A 17,042-nucleotide genomic window follows, 5' to 3' on the forward strand; every position below is an offset into this window, starting at 1 on the left:
CCGTTCTTATGTCGACTAATATTCAAAATTATAGTTTGAGAAGATTTTCATGATATCTTTTTCCATATGCATTCCAACTAAATTCACTTATTGATTCAAGATCAATATATTTTCTGATGCCTATTTGGCTTGCTGCTAAAGCGAGGGCCTCAGTTACGTTTTGCTCGAGCGATTTCAAACTATATTCATCCATTTCTACGATCCATTTTGGATCAGAAATAAACGATTTTAAATCACGCCCCCCTGTATATTTTGAACAAACCAGGGGTAGACCACAAATTATTGCTTGTAATTGAACCATTGCCAATCCTTCTTCTCGGGAGGGAAGCACAAAGATTTTGGCTTTTTTATAGAATTCAATGAGTTTTCTCTGGTCGACGGCATCCACATGATCCATATTGCTGGCATCAGGAAACTCCATATCCACAATAGGACCGACATGTAGGAGTCTGTAACCTGTCCTTTCGCATAATTTTATCAATAGATCACTTCCCTTCCGAAAACTCCATTGACCTACCATTAGGATGTCATATGGATTCTCTTTGGTTAATTCTGTAGGTCTAAAATCGATGGTGCTAACACCATAAGGATTAATAAGTAGTTTTTGGTTTGGAATACCATTTTTAATAAAGCTGCGTCTCACGTGATCTGATGCGATTGAAATATAGTCTGCAGTTTTATAGCCCCTTAAATCACGAGAAATAATAAACTTAGGTTTGGCAGTTTTCCCTTTGTATCTAGGATTCCTACTGAGCACTTCAACTTCATCTAGAACATGACTATTCCCCCTTTCCAGAACAGTTACTGCGCCATATTTCCTTTTCAAATATTTTAAGGAATATAAATGCATTGGACTTTGACCAATGAAAACATCACATGGCCTTGAAAACCATGCTGTGTAGTAATCAAAAGTGATTTGAAAAAGGAATTCCGACCAGATAGCCTGTTTGGTCAGGCGCATCAAGGCAATGAAGGGTAATGCGACCAGGAAATAGGAGTAGTTATTTTTAGGATGTAACCCAAAATGCTTCGCTCGTTTGTCGGGAACAAATGAGTAAAAACGTACTTCATGCCCAAGTTCGCTCAATTCTCTTGCCAGGTCCAGAAGATGGGAACGACCTCCGAATGAAGCAATATTGATTTTCATCTCTTTGCTTTTAACATGATTAGTAATTCGTGAAAGTACGAGTCACTCAGGTAAAGGATTAACAGATAGATAACTGGGGCGAAAATCCCATTTATTAGGAGCACTAAATACAGGTTCTCAATATATTCCCTGGATAAAAAGAAGCAAAACCCAAAAACCAGCATACTTATTGCGAAATATTTCAGAATTGGCGATAAAACTTCATACCAGTCAACACCATAAAACTTAAGAGCTCGGATGGTGAGAAACGGTGAAGCAAAAACATGGAATATTGCAACGGATATTATGGTACCTTTTACACTGTAGGCATATGTAAAAGGAATTATTAAACCCAAGAACAATAGGGCGGAAAAAATTGAATATTTAGCCTGTTTTCGAAAATCCCCCCTCAACTTTAAGGACAAGGGCCAAAGCGTACCAATTACTGAAAATCCGATACCCAAAGACAGCATTTGAATTAGCGGAATAGTTGGATTCCATTTTTCTTCGAGAAATAATGTCACCAAAGGTTGTGCCGTAGCAGCCTGCCATAAAGCAAATGGCATACCAGCCATTGAAAGAAAAATTACGAACTTGACCAACAGGGGGGGGATTTCGCCAGATCTTGATTTCGGAATCTTCATAAGTGTTGGAAATAGTACAGGGGTTATACTATTAACAACAAACCCAATTACCTGAACACTTAAACTATAGGCAAGATAATAGATTCCTACTGTCGCTTTAATGACAAACAACCCCAAAACCAAATAGTCGGCTTGTTGAATAACCCTTTGAGAAGCGGCATGCAGAAACCCCCATGAACTATTGGAAACAAGATGTTTCCATCTTCTGAGAGTGAGCCTTTTTGTTATTTTAATATCAGCAAGGTTGTTTAAGTATAGCAACCTTAGAATGGATAGGATTACAGGGGAGATGACAAAACTATAAACACCAAATGAAAACAATGCCAGCCCGAGTATTAGTAGCTGGTTCAAAAAATCATACTTGATTTGAACTTTTGAAACTTCTTTAAACCGCAGGTCTATTCTTAGTTTCGATTCTGAAACGGTACTAAGGGCATTAAAAGGGACTGATAGGCTATATATCAGTACGAGATGGGTAATTTGAATATCCTCATAAATAATTCCCCCCAAGAAACCGAGCCCAACAGTAACTAACAGGCATAATAAGCCGGTAACAAGACTTATGGATTGAGATAGCGGCAAAAGAACATTAAAGGATTTCCCTCTGTTTATCAATACATCTTGCAAACCGAAATTTTGAAAAAGAAATGCAAAGCTGGTTATGGATAGGGCCATGGCCATTTTCCCAAAATCATCTGGAAGCAGTATCCATGCCAGTGCAAATTGACCAAGAATTGAAAATATTTTTGATAGCACAATTTGAACACTTATCCACTTGGCCCCAAATAAAAGATTACGAGAAATATCTTTTAAATACCGAACCTTGTAGAGCCCAAATTCCTTTCGGATTTTTGTATTCAGAATTCGAAATCGATTATCGTTCAATTTTTTGAAAAGGCCTTGTATGCGAGCAAGACCGGTTCTGTTTTTACTGTAAATCCGCTCCCGGACTTTGGCAGAAGACATGTAGTGGTTTTCACCATTAATAATGCTATATACAGTACCTGGAATTGGAAATGGCAATAATTCTTGTCCCGAATTCAACGCCTTTTTTTCATGAGCGTAGTGCAAATTGGGGTGACGAATTATCAGATCTTCAATCAGTTCAGGCCTTATAATTATACCAGAACCGCAAATGGTACTGAAGTTATTGATGTTAAGGTAAATAATCCCGCTACCTTCCTGATAGATCCAACCTTTCTTGAAATACCATCCTTGAACTTCAGGTGACGAATGTTTTTCAACTATTTCCACAACCCGATTTGATATACAATCGTCGGCATCCGTAACCATAACAAATGGTGTTGGATTTTCATTTACGAATTCAATTCCGGCCAATATTTTTTTACACTTATCCTGTTCTTTTAGCGACCAGTGGACTTCTTGATTGTCATTAAGTAAAGCTGGAGGATTAAAATCGACATGGAGATAGTGGACATTTGGATGCTCAATAGTCGTATCAGGCTTCTCGTGGCAAATAACCACCACCCTAAAATTAGCTGAGGTCTGATTGAGAATTGATTTTAAGGATCTTTCGAATAATGCTGAAAAGTGAGACCATGAATGTGTAACCATTGTACTTTTAACAGGGACAATAAAAGTTACTGCAGGTTTATTCATGACTTTTCATCGAATACGGATCGAAAGATATTTAGGCATTCTTGTAAAGATTAAGATAAAAATGACTGTAAAAACCATTCATGTGTCTGCTGAATACCTTCATCCAATCCAATCTCCGCCTTCCACCCCAGTGCCTTCATCTTGGACACATCCATCAACTTCCTTGGCGTCCCATCCGGCTTGGAGGTATCCCATCGGATTTCCCCCGTATGCCCAACGGCCTTTTGGATAATCCCGGCCAGTTCCTTTATTGTGATGTCAGTACCTGTTCCCACGTTATACAGGTTGTCCGGTAGCGGGTGCTCGAGGGCATGCACTACAGCGCGGGCCAGGTCGTCTACATGCAGAAACTCGCGCCGGGGGGTGCCGCTGCCCCAGAGGGTTACCGGGGCGTTGCCGTTTTGTTTGGCTTCGTGGAATTTCCGGATCATGGCGGGCAGCACGTGGGAGGTTTCAAGGTCAAAATTATCGTTCGGGCCGTAGAGGTTGGTGGGCATGAGGCTCACATAGTTGCGGTTGTATTGGTCGCGCAGGGCCTGGCAGAGGCGTACCCCGGTAATTTTAGCCAGAGCATAGCCCTCGTTGGTGGGCTCCAGGGGGCCGGTCAGGAGGTATTCTTCTTTCAGCGGTTGGGGCGCCATTTTGGGATAGATGCAGGAGCTCCCCAGGAAAATAAAGTTGTCCACGTCGTTTTGGTGGGCGCCCTGGATGAGGTTGTTCTGGATTTGAAGGTTTTCCAACAGGAATTCGTATTGGTTCCGGCTGTTGGCCAGGATCCCGCCTACGCGCGCCGCAGCGTCCACGATTGCATGGGGCTTTTCCTTCGCGATAAAGTCATGGGTGGCCTGGGTATCCCGCAGGTCCAGCTCGGAGCTCGACCGGCCTATAAGGTGGGTGTACCCGGAGGCTTCCAGGGCCCTCCAGACGGCGGAACCCACCATCCCCCGGTGCCCTGCCACGTATATTTTAGTGTCTTTTTCCACAATTATTCGAAATAGTTGGGGGTGGGAAATCCGCCGTGGTTCAGGTGCCGGTCTTTCTGCATGAGCAGCAAGTCGCTCGCCATCATTTCTTTCACCATGTCCTCCAGGGTGCAGGAGGGTTTCCAGCCGAGCTTTTCATACGCCTTGGTGGCATCCCCTACCAAAAGGTCCACCTCGGTGGGGCGGAAGTATTTCGGGTCAATGCGCACCACTTCCTTTCCCTTTTCCAATTGGTAATCCGGGTGGTTGGAGGCGGTTACGTATCCCGTTTCGTTTTCGCCCGTTCCCGAAAATTCGAGTTCCACCCCGATCTCGGCAAAGGCCATGCGCACCAGGTCCCGCACCCGGGTGGTTTTACCGGTGGCAATCACCCAGTCCTCGGGTTCCTCTGCCTGCAGGATCATCCACATCATCCGCACGTAGTCCCGGGCATGGCCCCAGTCCCGTTCCGCATCCAGGTTGCCCAGGTAGAGTACCTCTTGCAGGCCCATGGCAATCCGGGAAACGGCCCGCGTGATCTTCCGGGTCACAAAAGTCTCCCCCCGGATGGGGGATTCGTGGTTGAACAGGATGCCGTTGCAAGCAAACATATTATACGCCTCCCTGTAATTGACGGTGATCCAGTAGGCGTAGAGCTTCGCCACCCCATAGGGGCTCCGGGGGTAAAAAGGGGTGGTTTCGGTCTGGGGCACCTCCTGTACCTTTCCATAGAGTTCGGAAGTTGAGGCCTGGTAGATCCGTGTTTTCTGCTCAAGCCCCAGCAGGCGCACGGCTTCCAGGATGCGAAGTGTGCCGGTTCCGTCGGCATTGGCTGTATATTCTGGGATCTCAAAGGAAACCCGGACATGGCTCATGGCGGCGAGGTTGTAGATTTCATCCGGCTGGATTTGCTGGATCAGGCGAATCAGGTTGGAACTGTCCGTCATGTCCCCGTAATGGAGGATGAAATTGCGGTTTTCCACGTGGGGGTCCTGGTAGAGGTGGTCGATGCGCTCCGTGTTAAAAAGGGAGGAGCGCCGCTTCAATCCGTGGACGATGTACCCCTTCTCCAGCAGGAACTCACTGAGGTAGGCCCCATCCTGTCCGGTGACCCCGGTTATAAAAGCTACTTTTTGCTTCATTGATTCGTTTCTTCTGTCTGCTTATCATTTATTCAAAAAAAGCTTGATACGGGGGATTTTTGATATGTTGGTTGCGGGGTTTGGTCCCTGTATTATTTTAAGTCCGGTTGTCCCTCCAGGTGTTTTTCACGGTACGATTTACCGGCTTTTTTCCAGGATTCGGAGCGGTCTCGCTTTTCGCCGGGCTCTTTAACAAAAGCCTGTTTGGCATGGGTGAATACGCTTTGACGTTTCCGGTAGATTTCCTGGGATTTCCGCACAAAGTAGTTTTCCGGCTGGCTTTCCGGCACCATGATGGGTCCGGAAGTAGCAGGGCGCGGCACCGGCAGCACGAATGGGTACATATAGAGCGCCACTCCGGCCAGGAAGCCAATGAGTAGCTGTAGGGTGGGGTCCCAGTCATTGACGGCCCAGACCAGTCCGATGAGCAGCAGGTTGCTCAGAATTATGGCCGCGGTGGCCTGCTTGTGCGTAAACCCCTTGTCGATAAACCGGTGGTGGATGTGGTTGCGGTCCGCGCTAAAGGGGCTGCGTTTATTGAAAATTCGGATAGAGAATACCCGCAGCGTATCCAGGAGCGGGTAGGACAGGATGGCCAGCAACATATTGGGTGCATGCTCGATGGAGTCCATCGAGCTCAATGTATTATTCACAGCCACGAAGCTCACCCCCTGCCAGGCCAGCAGGTAGCCCAGGAACAGGGAGCCGGAATCCCCCATGAACAGCTTGTCCTTCTCCGAAAAATTATATCCCAAAAAGCCGATGATGGCACCTACCAGCGCAAAGGAGGTGACGGCCAGCAGCAACTGGTTGTTGACCAGGAAAAACACCCCGAAAACCAGGCTGGACAGGGTGGCCAGGGAACCGGCCAATCCGTCGATGCCGTCGGTCAGGTTAAAGGCGTTGATGATGGTGATAAAGACAAAAACGGTGAACAGTACGGATACCGCATAGGGCATTTCCCCGAACCCCAGCATGCCGCCAAAGCCGGTGATCCGCAGGTCGGTCAGCACAATGACTATTGCCGCCGCCAGGATCTGCCCGCCGAATTTCTTCTTAGGGGCGAGCACCACGAGGTCGTCCTTCATGCCCAAAAAAAGCAGGACGGTGGAACACGCCACCAGGGAAATTAGTTTTCGCAGGTCCCCGTACGGGAAGTCGATAAAGAGCCCGAAGAGCATCAAGGTAAGGCAAAACGCAAGGAACATCCCGATCCCCCCGAAGGTTGGGGTCTTCAGGCTGTGCGAACTGCGCTCGCCGGGTTCGTCCATCAGGTTCTTCTTCTGGACAATATAGATGATGACGGGGAATATCCGTATGCTGACGGCCCAGGAGGCAAAAAGCACCAACGGGATGACATAGTTGGTTTGGAATAGTAAACCAATTTTCTCTAGCATGGGGCGGTGTTCTCGATGGTTGGTTTCTGGCAGCTAGTTAAACAAATATCTACTCAAAACCCAGTTTGAAAGCTATCAGTTTTTCAATACTTATCCACGGAATTTTCGATCAAATGCAGGTTTCCGCTATCAATTTGCGGGGTTGGGGGAATCTGGTGGCATAAAAACGGGATTCCATAGAAATTACGGGCAAAATTTGCCTGTTTTTCAATGTATTGACATGCCTTAGGAAAGGTCCAATGTGGATAATTATTCGAATTTGCCGGCTGGACCGGAAGCCCTGGCCGAAAGGGGAGGGGTGCTGAAGCCCCCCCTCAGGAGTTGATCCACTCCTTGAATTCCGGGGCTTTGGCCTTGCTGACCACCACGCGTTCCCCGGAGGGCGGGTTGAGCTGCAGGATCAGCTTCCCGTTGAAGTAGTATTTGATGTTGGCTATGGCATCCCGGTTGACCAGGAACTGCCGGTTGGCGCGGAAAAATCGGGACGGGTCCAGGGAAGCTTCCAGCTCCTCGAGTTTGCCGTCCAGTGCATGGGACTGCCGTTCAAAGGTGGTGGCCTTCACGATGCCCGTATCGATATGGATATAGGCGATTTGCGCCGTCTTAAGGGGGATGAGCTCGTCCCGGTGGGCAGCCAGGAGGGTGGATTTGTAGGTACGCGACCCGCGGTTGAGCAGCTCGAGCAACCCGGACACCTGCTCTTCCCGGATGGCTGGGGCTTCCTTCTGGTCGTGGAATTGCTTGAGGGCCTTTCTGAGGTCCTCCGGGTCGATGGGTTTGAGCAGGTAGTCGATGCTGTTGACCTTGAAGGCCTTCAGGGCGTACTGGTCGTAGGCCGTGGTAAAGACCACCGGCGAATGGATGGGCACCTGCTCAAATATCTCAAAGGAAAGGCCGTCGGCCAGGTGAATGTCCATAAAGATCAGGTCGGCTTCCCCTCCGCCACCAAAGTAGTCCACGGAAGCCTTTACCGAATCCAGGACGGTTAGGATCCGGATCCCCGGGTCAATGCGCCCCAGGAGGTAGGCCAGGTTTTCGCTGGCGGCCAGTTCGTCCTCGATGATGACCACTTTCATGCGACAGGCTTTAAGGGCAGGGTAACCGTAAAGGTATCGGCTGTCCTGCGGATCACGATATCCGTTTTCTTGATCAGTGAAAACCGCTTCTGCAGGTTGGTCAGCCCATAGCCCGTCTGGTCCGGGAGGGAGGTCCTTTCGCGGATCTTGTTGGCCACCACCAGGGAGTCACCCTCCGAATAGATTTCCACCTTCAGCGGGTTGGATTCGGATATTTCATTGTGTTTCACCGCATTCTCCACCAGGAGTTGGAGGGCCAGGGGCGGTATGGTGGCGGACAATAGTTCCGGGGCGATGTCCAGGCCGATGTCGAACCGGTCGCGGTACCGGGTTTTGATCAGGTAGGTATAGCTTTCCAGGAACTTGAGCTCCTCGCGGACCGGGACCAGGTTGTTGTCCCCGCTCTGAAGGATGTACCGGTACATGTGCGAGAGCTTGCGGACAAACTTGGTGGCGGGTTCATTGTCCCGGATCAGGGAAGTCAGGGAGTTCAGGGAATTGAACAGGAAGTGCGGGTCCACCTGGTTCTTGATGGCTGCGAGCTCATTCTGCAGGTTCTGTTGCTTGAGGCGTTCGTATTCAATGAGGTTTTCCTGCTGTTCGGTCTGCAGCCGGAGGATACGCGCTATAAAAAACAACACCAGCAGCAGAATGGCATATCGGAATTTGAGGAAGCCGATGTCCTCCCGGGTCAGCTCGGTTTCCGCCAGGAAGCCGTGCAGGAATTCCCAGAGAGCAATAAACAGGACCAGGATACCGATATCGGCCAGGATCAGAGCGGTAAACCGCAGGTAGGGGGGCCAGGTAACCCGGGTATAGGCGAGGTTCGCATTCAGCTGGAGGATGAGCCAGCCGAAGGTTACCAGAAAGGCGATGCGGAACAGGAAATCCGCAAACCAGATACCCGAAAATCCCATCTTCCCTTCGATCATCATGTTGTATAGGTACACGTTCCTCGGGATGGACACCAGCAGGGCCAGCAGGAGGGATATCCGGAGGATGGTCGCTTGTTTGATGGGTTTGGCAGCCATGATCGATCTGTATTCGGTGTTAAATGTACTATAAAAAGGGGCCCCCTGAGTAGCGGGGGCCCGAAGTGCGGGGCCGGGGCCCCTCAATCAAACAATCAACGTACTTATTGAATCCTTTCGGCGGTACGGGTATCGGTTACCGACTGGCCCAGGTACGGGTCAAACCCGGCAGGCAGGTAGGGCGTGGTGTCAAAACCCAGGTCGACGGTTTCTTCCACCTTGATCAGGGCAGGGACCTCATGGTCGGAAAGCTTCCCGGCGTAGGCATCAAAGTCCTCCGGCAGGTAGGCCGACGGATCAAAACCCAGGTCGATGTCCGCCTCCGCTTCTACGGTCTCCAGCGTCCGCGCATCGAGGTCCAGGACTTCCGACTGGGCCCGCAGGCTGGCTTCGAATTCCTGGTTCATCTCGGCGACCAGGTCGTGGCAGGGTCCCGGATATATGTTATGGCAGTCGGTGTTTGCGCTAAGCGGGAAAACCGAACTTCCCAGCAGGCTGAAACCTAAAACGAGTGTTGCAATTTTCATGGTATATAAATTTTAAAGAATTGTGTTTTCAATGATTTACGGGACAAATATAGGCCGGCATCCATGCGTCGGGAGGGTTGTTCTGACCGAAGCGTCCGAATTTGGTGGTGAAGCATCCGGATCCCAGGGTGAAGTTTTCCCGGAGGCGTCAAAAATCCTTCCGCCGCGCTTGCCGGGTGAGCCACCAGATGGGAAGCCCCGTCCAGAGGAGCAGCACCCCGAGGGAGATCAGCAAGCCGGCCTCCGTGCCGAAAAATTGTTTGAATACCGCCCCGGTATATCCCAGCAAAGCCGAGATATCGAGTTTCAGCAGGATCAGTGTGCGGGACAGGTCGATGGGGTTGAGCAGCGTCCCGGCCAGGGAGAAATTATCCAGGGGGTAGGCCTCGAAGAGGATGAGCGACAAAAGGAAGAGCCCGTCGTAGATCACGGCAAGGAAGAGCCACAGGAGCACGGCGTATCCAAACCCCTTGATCTTGTTCGCATTGGACAGGGCGATATTGAAGGACAGGGCAGTGAATATCAGTGTGAGGAAGCCACCCGTCACCAGCAGCAGCCCGAAATCCCAGATGGCGCTGCTTTTGAACAGGCCGTAAAAAACAAAGGGGATGCCCAGGCCCAAAACGAGGCTCAGGCACAGGGAACCGGCCACCCCGAAATACTGGCCCAGGAAGATTTGCGTCCGTTTCAGGGGCTGGGCGAGCAGCAACTGGGTGAATTCACGGGAATTGTAGAAATACATCACCCCGAAAATGGTTGCGATCAGGGGTACCAGGACGATGATCACATTCATCAGGGTGATCACCGCTTTGGAGAGGTCGTTGTTCAGGAACAGCAACATAAAGCCAAGGGCCAGGTAGAAGATGAAATAGACATAGCTCCACCGGCTCCGCATCAGGTCGTAAAAGCTGTATTTGAGTATTTTAAACATGGTCTTTCATCGCTATGGCCGCAATGGCGTGCTCCACATCCTGCTGCCCGGTTTTGTTCTTCAGTGCGTCCAGCGTTCCCCGGAAATAGATTTTGCCTTCGAGCAGGTAGATGACCTGGTCGGCTACCTCTTCCACAAACTGCATGATATGGGTGGTGACCAGGAGGGTTTTCCCCTGCTCCCTCATTGAGTGGATGCGTTCCTTCAGCCGGATCAGGGAGGCGGGGTCCAGGCCGGTGGTCGGTTCATCCAGGATATAGAGCGGGGTGTCGAACATAAAGGTCAGCACCAGATTCACTTTTTGGAGCGTTCCCCCGGACAAAGCACTGAGCCGCTTGTCCAGGTGGGGTTCCAGGCGGAACATCCCGATCAGGGGGGCCGGGTCTGCGGTTTGTTTCCTCAGGTCGAGGATCATGTCGATGAGTTCGCCAACCCGCAGGTTGCCCGGGAAACTGGCAATCTGGGGCAGGTAGCTGATCGCTTCCCGGTACCCCGGGTTCCTGCGGATATCGGCCCCGCCCACCGAGATCGTTCCGCGGTCGGGGAGCACCATCCCGAGTATGCACTTGATGAGCGTGGTCTTCCCGGACCCGTTTGGCCCGAGTACGGCGTAGATGCCGCCTGGCTTCAAGTCCAGGGCCAGCCCCTCGAGGACCTGGTTTTTTCCGAATCGCTTGTGCAGGTTTTTAATCTGTATCATAGGTTGCGTTTCATTTTGGGGTACGGGTCCACCAGGTTATCCGGCGTAAAGACGGGGGATACTTTTTCCGAGAAATCGATCAGGTCCATAAACAGGCTCCTGAGGAGGACGATGGTTTCCGGTGTGCGGTTCACGATATAGGAGAACAGTTTTACCGGTCGGTAGGGGACGTCCCCCCGGCCGTCCCTGTCCAGGTCGTAGCCCGCGTAATCGCTCCAGAAGTTGCCCCGGAATACATTGTCGTTCACATTGCTGTTGTAGGAGACGTCAAAGGCGTTGTGTAGAAAGTCATTGCCGCTGAACGTATTTGCGTAGCAGGCCCCCCGGACCTTGATGGCCCAACCGTTATTGGCGAATACATTCCCGCGGTATGCAATGCGGTTGGACCCCTCAATGCTGATGCCTACCGTGTTTTCCTCAAAGGTGTTCCCGGTGATCTCGGCATCGTTTATCTCCTTGAGCAACAACCCGAAACTGGCGGTTCCCCAATTTTTCCGGAAGGTGTTGCTGTGCATTTCAATGTGTTTTGAAAACATCACGGCCACCCCGGCCCCGTTGTTCTCAAACCGGTTGTTCCGGTACTGGTCGTCATTGGAGAACATAAAATGCAGTCCGTAGCGGATATTATCGGCACTGGTGTTGTTTTCGATCAGTATCCGGTCGGAAAATTCCAGGTAGATCCCGTCCCGTACCCTTTTAACAATATTGCCGGTAACCACCACATCCTTGCAGTACCACAACTGGATCCCGTTTCCCGAATTGAATTCTTCCTCGGCCTCGCCCCGGATGGTATTGTCCTCCACGAGGCCTTCACGAGACTTTTCCAGGTAGATTCCAAAAAACAGGCCTTCCATCACGACGTTCCGGATGGTAAAGGCCCGGCTGTTGACCACCCGGATGGCGGCATTGTCGCGGGTGTAGCTGACCCCCACATTCCGCACTTCGAGGCCGTCGATGGTGACGCTGTCCGCCTCGATGGTAATCACTTCGCCTTTTTTTTCCCCGTCGATGACGGCCCGCCCCTCCGCGATCAAAGTAAGGGGTTTGTCGATGGCGATTTCCGATTCCCGGTAAGTACCCGCCCCGATCAGCAGCGTATCGTGGGCCGTGGCCAGGGCGATGGCTTCCCGGAGGCTGCTTACCCCGCAGTCCGGGCATACCCGAATAGTGCCCGGTTGGGCCAGGGCCGGCACCCAGGTCAGGCACAGGGTTAATAGCAAAATTAAGCTAAGCGCGCCTGCTGCATCGGGGAAGGTGCTGCCGTGGGGTGCAACCCGGGGTCTCAGATATGTTAGGCGCTTTGCCATGTGGGCAGTTATCGGATGATCAGGAATTTCGAATCGGTACAGGCTGTAACCCGGTGGGGCGTATCCCGCTCAAACCGCAAAGCCTCCAACCTGTCCAGCCGGTAGGAGGCATCCCGGATCTGGAAATCAATGGACCCTTCCAGGACCACCAGGAGAGCATCCCTGGGGGAGACGTGTTCCGGGAAAACCGCAGCCTTTTCCAGGCTGATGCTCAGCACTTCCGGGGTGTTTTCCACGGACAGCCTGCGGATTTGCAACTGGTCCATGGGTTGGCGGAGGATGGTATCGTCTTTTTGGTACATGTGCTAGGGGTTTATAGTTTTTCTGACTTGTTGCCAGTCGTAGAGTTCACCGCCGAACCGCGCCAGGGCCTCCCGGGCATCCCCGGGGTGTGCAAAGGCCGTCAGGTAGGCGCCCATGGGGCTCGGCAGGTTTTCGCTGATCAGGTAGGAAGCCTCCCGGGCATCGGTCAGGCCGCCGGGATTGGCAAAATCGGTGACCAGGTAATGGGCCATCTCCACGCCGGGTACCTCCCGGAGGTAGTTGATCATGCACTCGGTGGCATCGAACTTATAGACCTTGCCCTTGTCGGTGACTAACTCGGCAGCGTGTTGCCTGTCCACGATGGTCATCCGGCAGAAATGGCAACCATCCGTCCCGTAGGCGATGGGCCGGGGCCCGGTCTGGCAGGCAGACAGGATCGCAATAAGAAGTAGGGGTATCCATCGTTTCATCATGCCGTAATTTTATGTTTCGACCTGCGTCCCATCCGGTACGCCACAAACCCGAGGAGGATCCCGGCGGCCAGGAAATAGGCACCTGCCTGCGGATAGGAGTGGGCCGTAAAATTCAGGATGTGCTTCGTGCCAAAAAAAGGCGGCTGGAAGCCCATTACGGACCCGTCGGGGTTGGTGAACTTCATGATGGCCCGCGGGTCCAGGTCATGGCCGTAGTCATGCTCCCAGAGATAGAAATCAACCAGCCCTGCCGAACTTACCAGAAGCATCATGAGGAACCAGTAGAGGTACCATTTATAAGTCCCTTTCCAGGCGATCAACAGCCCGATCAGCGAGGTCAGGATGATCCCTATGGGGAAGATCTTGAATTCCGGGATGGCATCGGGGATATACTTCATCCCCACATAATGGTTCATCAGGTTGATGTTCTTGATGTCGTGGGGGTTGGCATCGGTAAAGTCGTTGATATGGATATACATTCCCAGGGGTGTCGGGTACTGCGGAGCTTCCAGGGTGATCTTCCACAAGGGGAAGACAAAGAGGAGCAGGGGTAGCAGGGCCGCTGCAAACATCATTAATCGTCCTTTTTTCATGGCTTCGGGTTCTGAAGGTTAAAAGGGCCGGCCTGAGCCGGCCCTCTGATTATCAGGATATGGCTATCCCGGGTTTTACGGGGCTTATTCGCCCAGCGACCAGGTCAGCTCCGTATTGGAGTTGGCCGGGGACACGCGGACGTATCCCTGCATTTCCTGGTGCAGGGCCGAGCAGAAGTCCGTACAGTAAAACGGCCAGACACCGGGTTGTTTGGGTTCCCAGACAAAGGTCTCGGTCTGTCCGGGCATGATCAGCAATTCGGAGGTATTTGCCCCGATCATCGAAATCCCGTGGGGAACATCATAGTCCTGTTCCATGTTGGTGACGTGGAAGTAGACCTTGTCGCCCACCTTGACCCCCTCGATATTGTCCGGGTTGAAATGGCTTCGGATTGTGGTCATGTAAATATGAACATCCTTGCCATCGCGTTCCACCCGGACATCGGCATCGGTGGAAACACCATAGGGGTGCTTGTTGTCTTTGAGCTCAAAGATCTTCTTGGACCGTGCCTTGACGATATCCGCGGCAATCCCCGCGGCATAGTGGGGTTCCCCAACCGTCGGGAAATCCAGCAGCAGTTCCATCTTATCCCCGGAGATGTCGTAGAGCTGGGCCGATTGGGTCACCTCCGGCCCGGTGGGCAGGTAGCGGTCCTTGGTAATCTTGTTCATAGCCACTACGTATTTGCCGAAGGGTTTCCGGGAGTTTCCGCCCGGGATCATCAGGTGCCCGACAGAATAAAAACAGGGCTGGCGGTCTACCACTTCCCAGGTACCCAGTTTCCATTTGACCACTTCAGAGGAGATAAAGAAGGTGGTATACGCATTTCCCTCCCCGTCGAACTCCGTATGGAGTGGGCCCAGGCCGGGCTGGCTGACCGTGCCTGCCAGTACATCCTCAAAACTCAGGATCGGGATGCCGTAGGCGTCCCCGTCGTATTTTTCATTCTCGATGGCTTCCAGCATCCTGGTAAAGGAATGCACTGTCAGGTCCGCCGATAATTTCCCGTTCCCGACAATATATTCCCCGGAAGGGTCCACATCACATCCGTGGGGGGATTTCGGGGTTGGCAACAGGAATACGGCCCCGGGGACATCCGCCGGGTTTACCACGCGGACCTCCTTCTTCATGGTCGAAGTGGCCATCTGGGTACTCTCGTCATACACGTTGTGGGCGTAATTGGCCGGCATCAGCGTACCGCCCCCGTTGTTTACATATTCCTCGATTTTCTTCCAGTTGACGGCCGCAATGAAATCCTTGTCGTTCTGGGAGGCGTTCACCTCCAGCAGGGAATTGGCCTCTTCCGTGTTATAAGTGGTAAAGAAGAACCAGCCGTGGGATTTGCCCCGTCCAGGGTGGGAAAGGTCGTAATCAAACCCCGGCATGATCAGCTGAAATTTGATATCCATCCCGCCATCCTCCGGGTCCACACTGATAAAGGTGAGGGCCCCCTTGAAATTTCCCTTGTATTCGGATATGGGCATATCCCGCTGGGGGATGGGTACCGAGAAACGGGTCCCCGCCACCACGTATTCCGTGTTTTCGGTCACAAAGGCGGAACTGTGGTTCCCGGCGCTGTTGGGCACCTCGATGATCTCCGTGGTCTCAAAAAGGCTCAGGTCTACTTTGGCAATCCGCGGGGTATTGTTCCCGTTGATAAATACCCAGCGGCCATCCAGTTCGCCCGCTGTTTGCGAGATATCCGGGTGGTGGGAGTCATCCCAGGGAATAAACCCGTGGGAGGTGTTCAGCATGGGCCTGGTCTCTTCGTTGTACCCGTAGGCCTTTTCGGCGTCCTGCGAAAACACCGGGATTACCTTGAAAAGGCGTCCGGAAGGCAGGCCGTAAACCGAGAGCTGGCCGCTGAAGCCGCCCGAGATAAAGGCGTAGAATTCGTCGTGTTCCCCGGGGGCTACATATACGCGTTCTGCCGCGTTCGAGGTAAGGGCCCCGTTGGAACCCTGGCCCCCTTCCCCGCATCTTACAAAAAACAGGGAGGCAACCAGGAACGTTGCAATGGTGTATTTGAATCGTGTCATTTTTTTGGTGTTTATGTTAATTGCATTGATGGTTGTTATTCAGCGGGGGGCAGCAGTACCTTGTCCACCACATGGACAATCCCATTGCCGGCCGGTACACTCGCAAGGATCCGGGCGCCCCCTACATATACCTCGTCCCCTTTGACTTCGACGGCTACGTCCTGGTTGTTGGCCTGGCCGAGTTTTTTGAATTTCTTCAAAAACTCCTTGCTGTAATTCCCGGGGGTCACATGGTATTTCAGGATGTTTGCCAGGACTGCCTTGTTCTCGGGCTTGAGCAGGTCCTCCACCGTACCCTCAGGCAGTGCGTCAAACGCCTCATTGGTAGGTGCAAAGACCATCAGGGGCCCGGCATTGACCAGGGCATTTTCCAATTCGGCGGCCTGGACGGCAGCCACGAGCGTGCTGTGGTCTTCCGACCCGATGGCAATGCTCAGGACGGTGGGACGGGAGACGTCGTCTTCAATAAATGCCTGCCCGGTACGGGCGGGTTCACCGGAAACTTCGGGTTCCGGGGTGGCGGCGTCCCTGCCTGTATCCTTGCAGCTGCCAAAAGCGAGCAAAATCAGGCATGCGCCCAGAAAAACGGTTAATTGCTTGGGTGTTTTCATAGTTAGCTATTCTAAGGTTCTGAAGTATTCGAGCACAGCGCGGGCCTGTTCCTCGGTCAGGCCCTGGTTGGCCATGGGCGAGCCGTTGAATTCCATCAGCAGGTCCCTGGCAAGCGGGTCCTCCTTGACCATCACTTCCGGGTTCAGGATCATATTCATGACCCATTCCGGCGTGCGGCGTTCCAGGATGCCGTTGGGGGGAGGCCCGATGAAGCGTTTGCCTATTTTATGACAGGCCAGGCACATCTGGTTGTAAATTTTCTCGCCTTCGGCTGCCATGCCGGTATCCACATCAGGATCCAGGGTTACCGACTGGACAGGGCCCACGCCCTTGTTGTCCAGGGCCACCCGTTCCGAGGCGTTCACCCCTGGTTCCGGGGTGGTGGCGGGGGCGGCAGCAGGTTCGGATTTGCGTTGCATTTCAAATCCGTCGTTTTTCTTTTCTTCCTTCCCGCCGCAACTCATGATGAGGAGGACCAGTAGCAGGGTGGGGTATTTCATGTATCTTTTCATACCATATGGGATTACAATTCGAATCAAAATTACTGGGAGAATCAGGGGAAAAAGATGATATATATCATAAAAAGGATAAAAATAT

17 protein-coding genes are annotated in these 17,042 nt (G+C 52.0%); all 17 read right to left on the reverse strand.

The features are described 5' to 3' along the window. Nucleotides 1-28: 28 nt before the first annotated feature. The gene (locus H7F20_RS08030) at nucleotides 29-1,147 is read right to left on the reverse strand and encodes a glycosyltransferase family 4 protein (RefSeq protein ID WP_185785576.1); all 1,119 of its coding nucleotides are present in this window, start codon (nucleotides 1,145-1,147) and stop codon (nucleotides 29-31) included. Further along, on the reverse strand, nucleotides 1,144-3,390 hold the full coding sequence (locus H7F20_RS08035; protein ID WP_185785577.1) for an oligosaccharide flippase family protein: 2,247 nt from the start codon (nucleotides 3,388-3,390) through the stop codon (nucleotides 1,144-1,146). The genes H7F20_RS08030 and H7F20_RS08035 overlap by 4 nt, the downstream gene beginning before the upstream one ends. A 50-nt stretch (nucleotides 3,391-3,440) precedes the next feature. Continuing rightward, nucleotides 3,441-4,373, reverse strand: coding sequence for a GDP-L-fucose synthase (locus tag H7F20_RS08040; protein WP_185785578.1), 933 nt, complete (start codon nucleotides 4,371-4,373; stop codon nucleotides 3,441-3,443). 2 nt (nucleotides 4,374-4,375) lie between these two features. After that, nucleotides 4,376-5,494: a GDP-mannose 4,6-dehydratase gene (gmd, locus tag H7F20_RS08045; RefSeq protein ID WP_185785579.1), complete on the reverse strand. Its 1,119-nt coding sequence runs from the start codon at nucleotides 5,492-5,494 to the stop codon at nucleotides 4,376-4,378. A 92-nt stretch (nucleotides 5,495-5,586) separates the two neighbouring features. Next, nucleotides 5,587-6,891 carry an MraY family glycosyltransferase gene (locus H7F20_RS08050; protein ID WP_185785580.1) on the reverse strand — a complete coding sequence of 435 codons (1,305 nt, stop codon included), beginning with the start codon at nucleotides 6,889-6,891 and terminating at the stop codon, nucleotides 5,587-5,589. 314 nt (nucleotides 6,892-7,205) lie between these two features. Further along, nucleotides 7,206-7,967 carry a LytTR family DNA-binding domain-containing protein gene (locus H7F20_RS08055; RefSeq protein WP_185785581.1) on the reverse strand — a complete coding sequence of 254 codons (762 nt, stop codon included), beginning with the start codon at nucleotides 7,965-7,967 and terminating at the stop codon, nucleotides 7,206-7,208. Further along, complete coding sequence (locus tag H7F20_RS08060; RefSeq protein ID WP_185785582.1) at nucleotides 7,964-8,998, reverse strand: sensor histidine kinase; 1,035 nt, start codon at nucleotides 8,996-8,998, stop codon at nucleotides 7,964-7,966. The genes H7F20_RS08055 and H7F20_RS08060 overlap by 4 nt, the downstream gene beginning before the upstream one ends. 104 nt (nucleotides 8,999-9,102) lie before the next feature. After that, complete coding sequence (locus H7F20_RS08065; RefSeq protein WP_185785583.1) at nucleotides 9,103-9,525, reverse strand: hypothetical protein; 423 nt, start codon at nucleotides 9,523-9,525, stop codon at nucleotides 9,103-9,105. 148 nt (nucleotides 9,526-9,673) lie between these two features. Further along, nucleotides 9,674-10,456, reverse strand: a complete 783-nt coding sequence (locus H7F20_RS08070) for an ABC transporter permease (RefSeq protein ID WP_185785584.1) — start codon at nucleotides 10,454-10,456, stop codon at nucleotides 9,674-9,676. Further along, nucleotides 10,449-11,156, reverse strand: coding sequence for an ABC transporter ATP-binding protein (locus H7F20_RS08075; protein WP_185785585.1), 708 nt, complete (start codon nucleotides 11,154-11,156; stop codon nucleotides 10,449-10,451). The genes H7F20_RS08070 and H7F20_RS08075 overlap by 8 nt, the downstream gene beginning before the upstream one ends. Further along, the gene (locus tag H7F20_RS08080; RefSeq protein WP_185785586.1) at nucleotides 11,153-12,463 is read right to left on the reverse strand and encodes a nitrous oxide reductase family maturation protein NosD; all 1,311 of its coding nucleotides are present in this window, start codon (nucleotides 12,461-12,463) and stop codon (nucleotides 11,153-11,155) included. The genes H7F20_RS08075 and H7F20_RS08080 overlap by 4 nt, the downstream gene beginning before the upstream one ends. An 8-nt stretch (nucleotides 12,464-12,471) precedes the next feature. Continuing rightward, nucleotides 12,472-12,765: a cupin domain-containing protein gene (locus H7F20_RS08085; RefSeq protein WP_185785587.1), complete on the reverse strand. Its 294-nt coding sequence runs from the start codon at nucleotides 12,763-12,765 to the stop codon at nucleotides 12,472-12,474. A 3-nt stretch (nucleotides 12,766-12,768) separates the two neighbouring features. Next, the gene (locus H7F20_RS08090; protein WP_185785588.1) at nucleotides 12,769-13,197 is read right to left on the reverse strand and encodes a nitrous oxide reductase accessory protein NosL; all 429 of its coding nucleotides are present in this window, start codon (nucleotides 13,195-13,197) and stop codon (nucleotides 12,769-12,771) included. After that, nucleotides 13,197-13,793 (reverse strand): hypothetical protein, encoded by a 597-nt coding sequence (locus H7F20_RS08095; RefSeq protein WP_185785589.1) that lies wholly within the window; start codon nucleotides 13,791-13,793, stop codon nucleotides 13,197-13,199. Before H7F20_RS08095 ends, H7F20_RS08090 begins: the two co-directional genes overlap by 1 nt. A gap of 84 nt (nucleotides 13,794-13,877) precedes the next feature. After that, on the reverse strand, nucleotides 13,878-15,833 hold the full coding sequence (gene nosZ / locus H7F20_RS08100; protein ID WP_185785590.1) for a Sec-dependent nitrous-oxide reductase: 1,956 nt from the start codon (nucleotides 15,831-15,833) through the stop codon (nucleotides 13,878-13,880). 35 nt (nucleotides 15,834-15,868) lie between these two features. Continuing rightward, nucleotides 15,869-16,444, reverse strand: a complete 576-nt coding sequence (locus H7F20_RS08105; RefSeq protein WP_185785591.1) for a fasciclin domain-containing protein — start codon at nucleotides 16,442-16,444, stop codon at nucleotides 15,869-15,871. Nucleotides 16,445-16,450: 6 nt separating this feature from the next. Next, nucleotides 16,451-16,957, reverse strand: coding sequence for a cytochrome c (locus tag H7F20_RS08110; protein ID WP_185785592.1), 507 nt, complete (start codon nucleotides 16,955-16,957; stop codon nucleotides 16,451-16,453). Nucleotides 16,958-17,042: the final 85 nt, after the last annotated feature.

The organism is Robiginitalea sp. SC105, assembly GCF_014243345.1.
In the GTDB taxonomy this organism is placed as follows: domain Bacteria; phylum Bacteroidota; class Bacteroidia; order Flavobacteriales; family Flavobacteriaceae; genus Robiginitalea.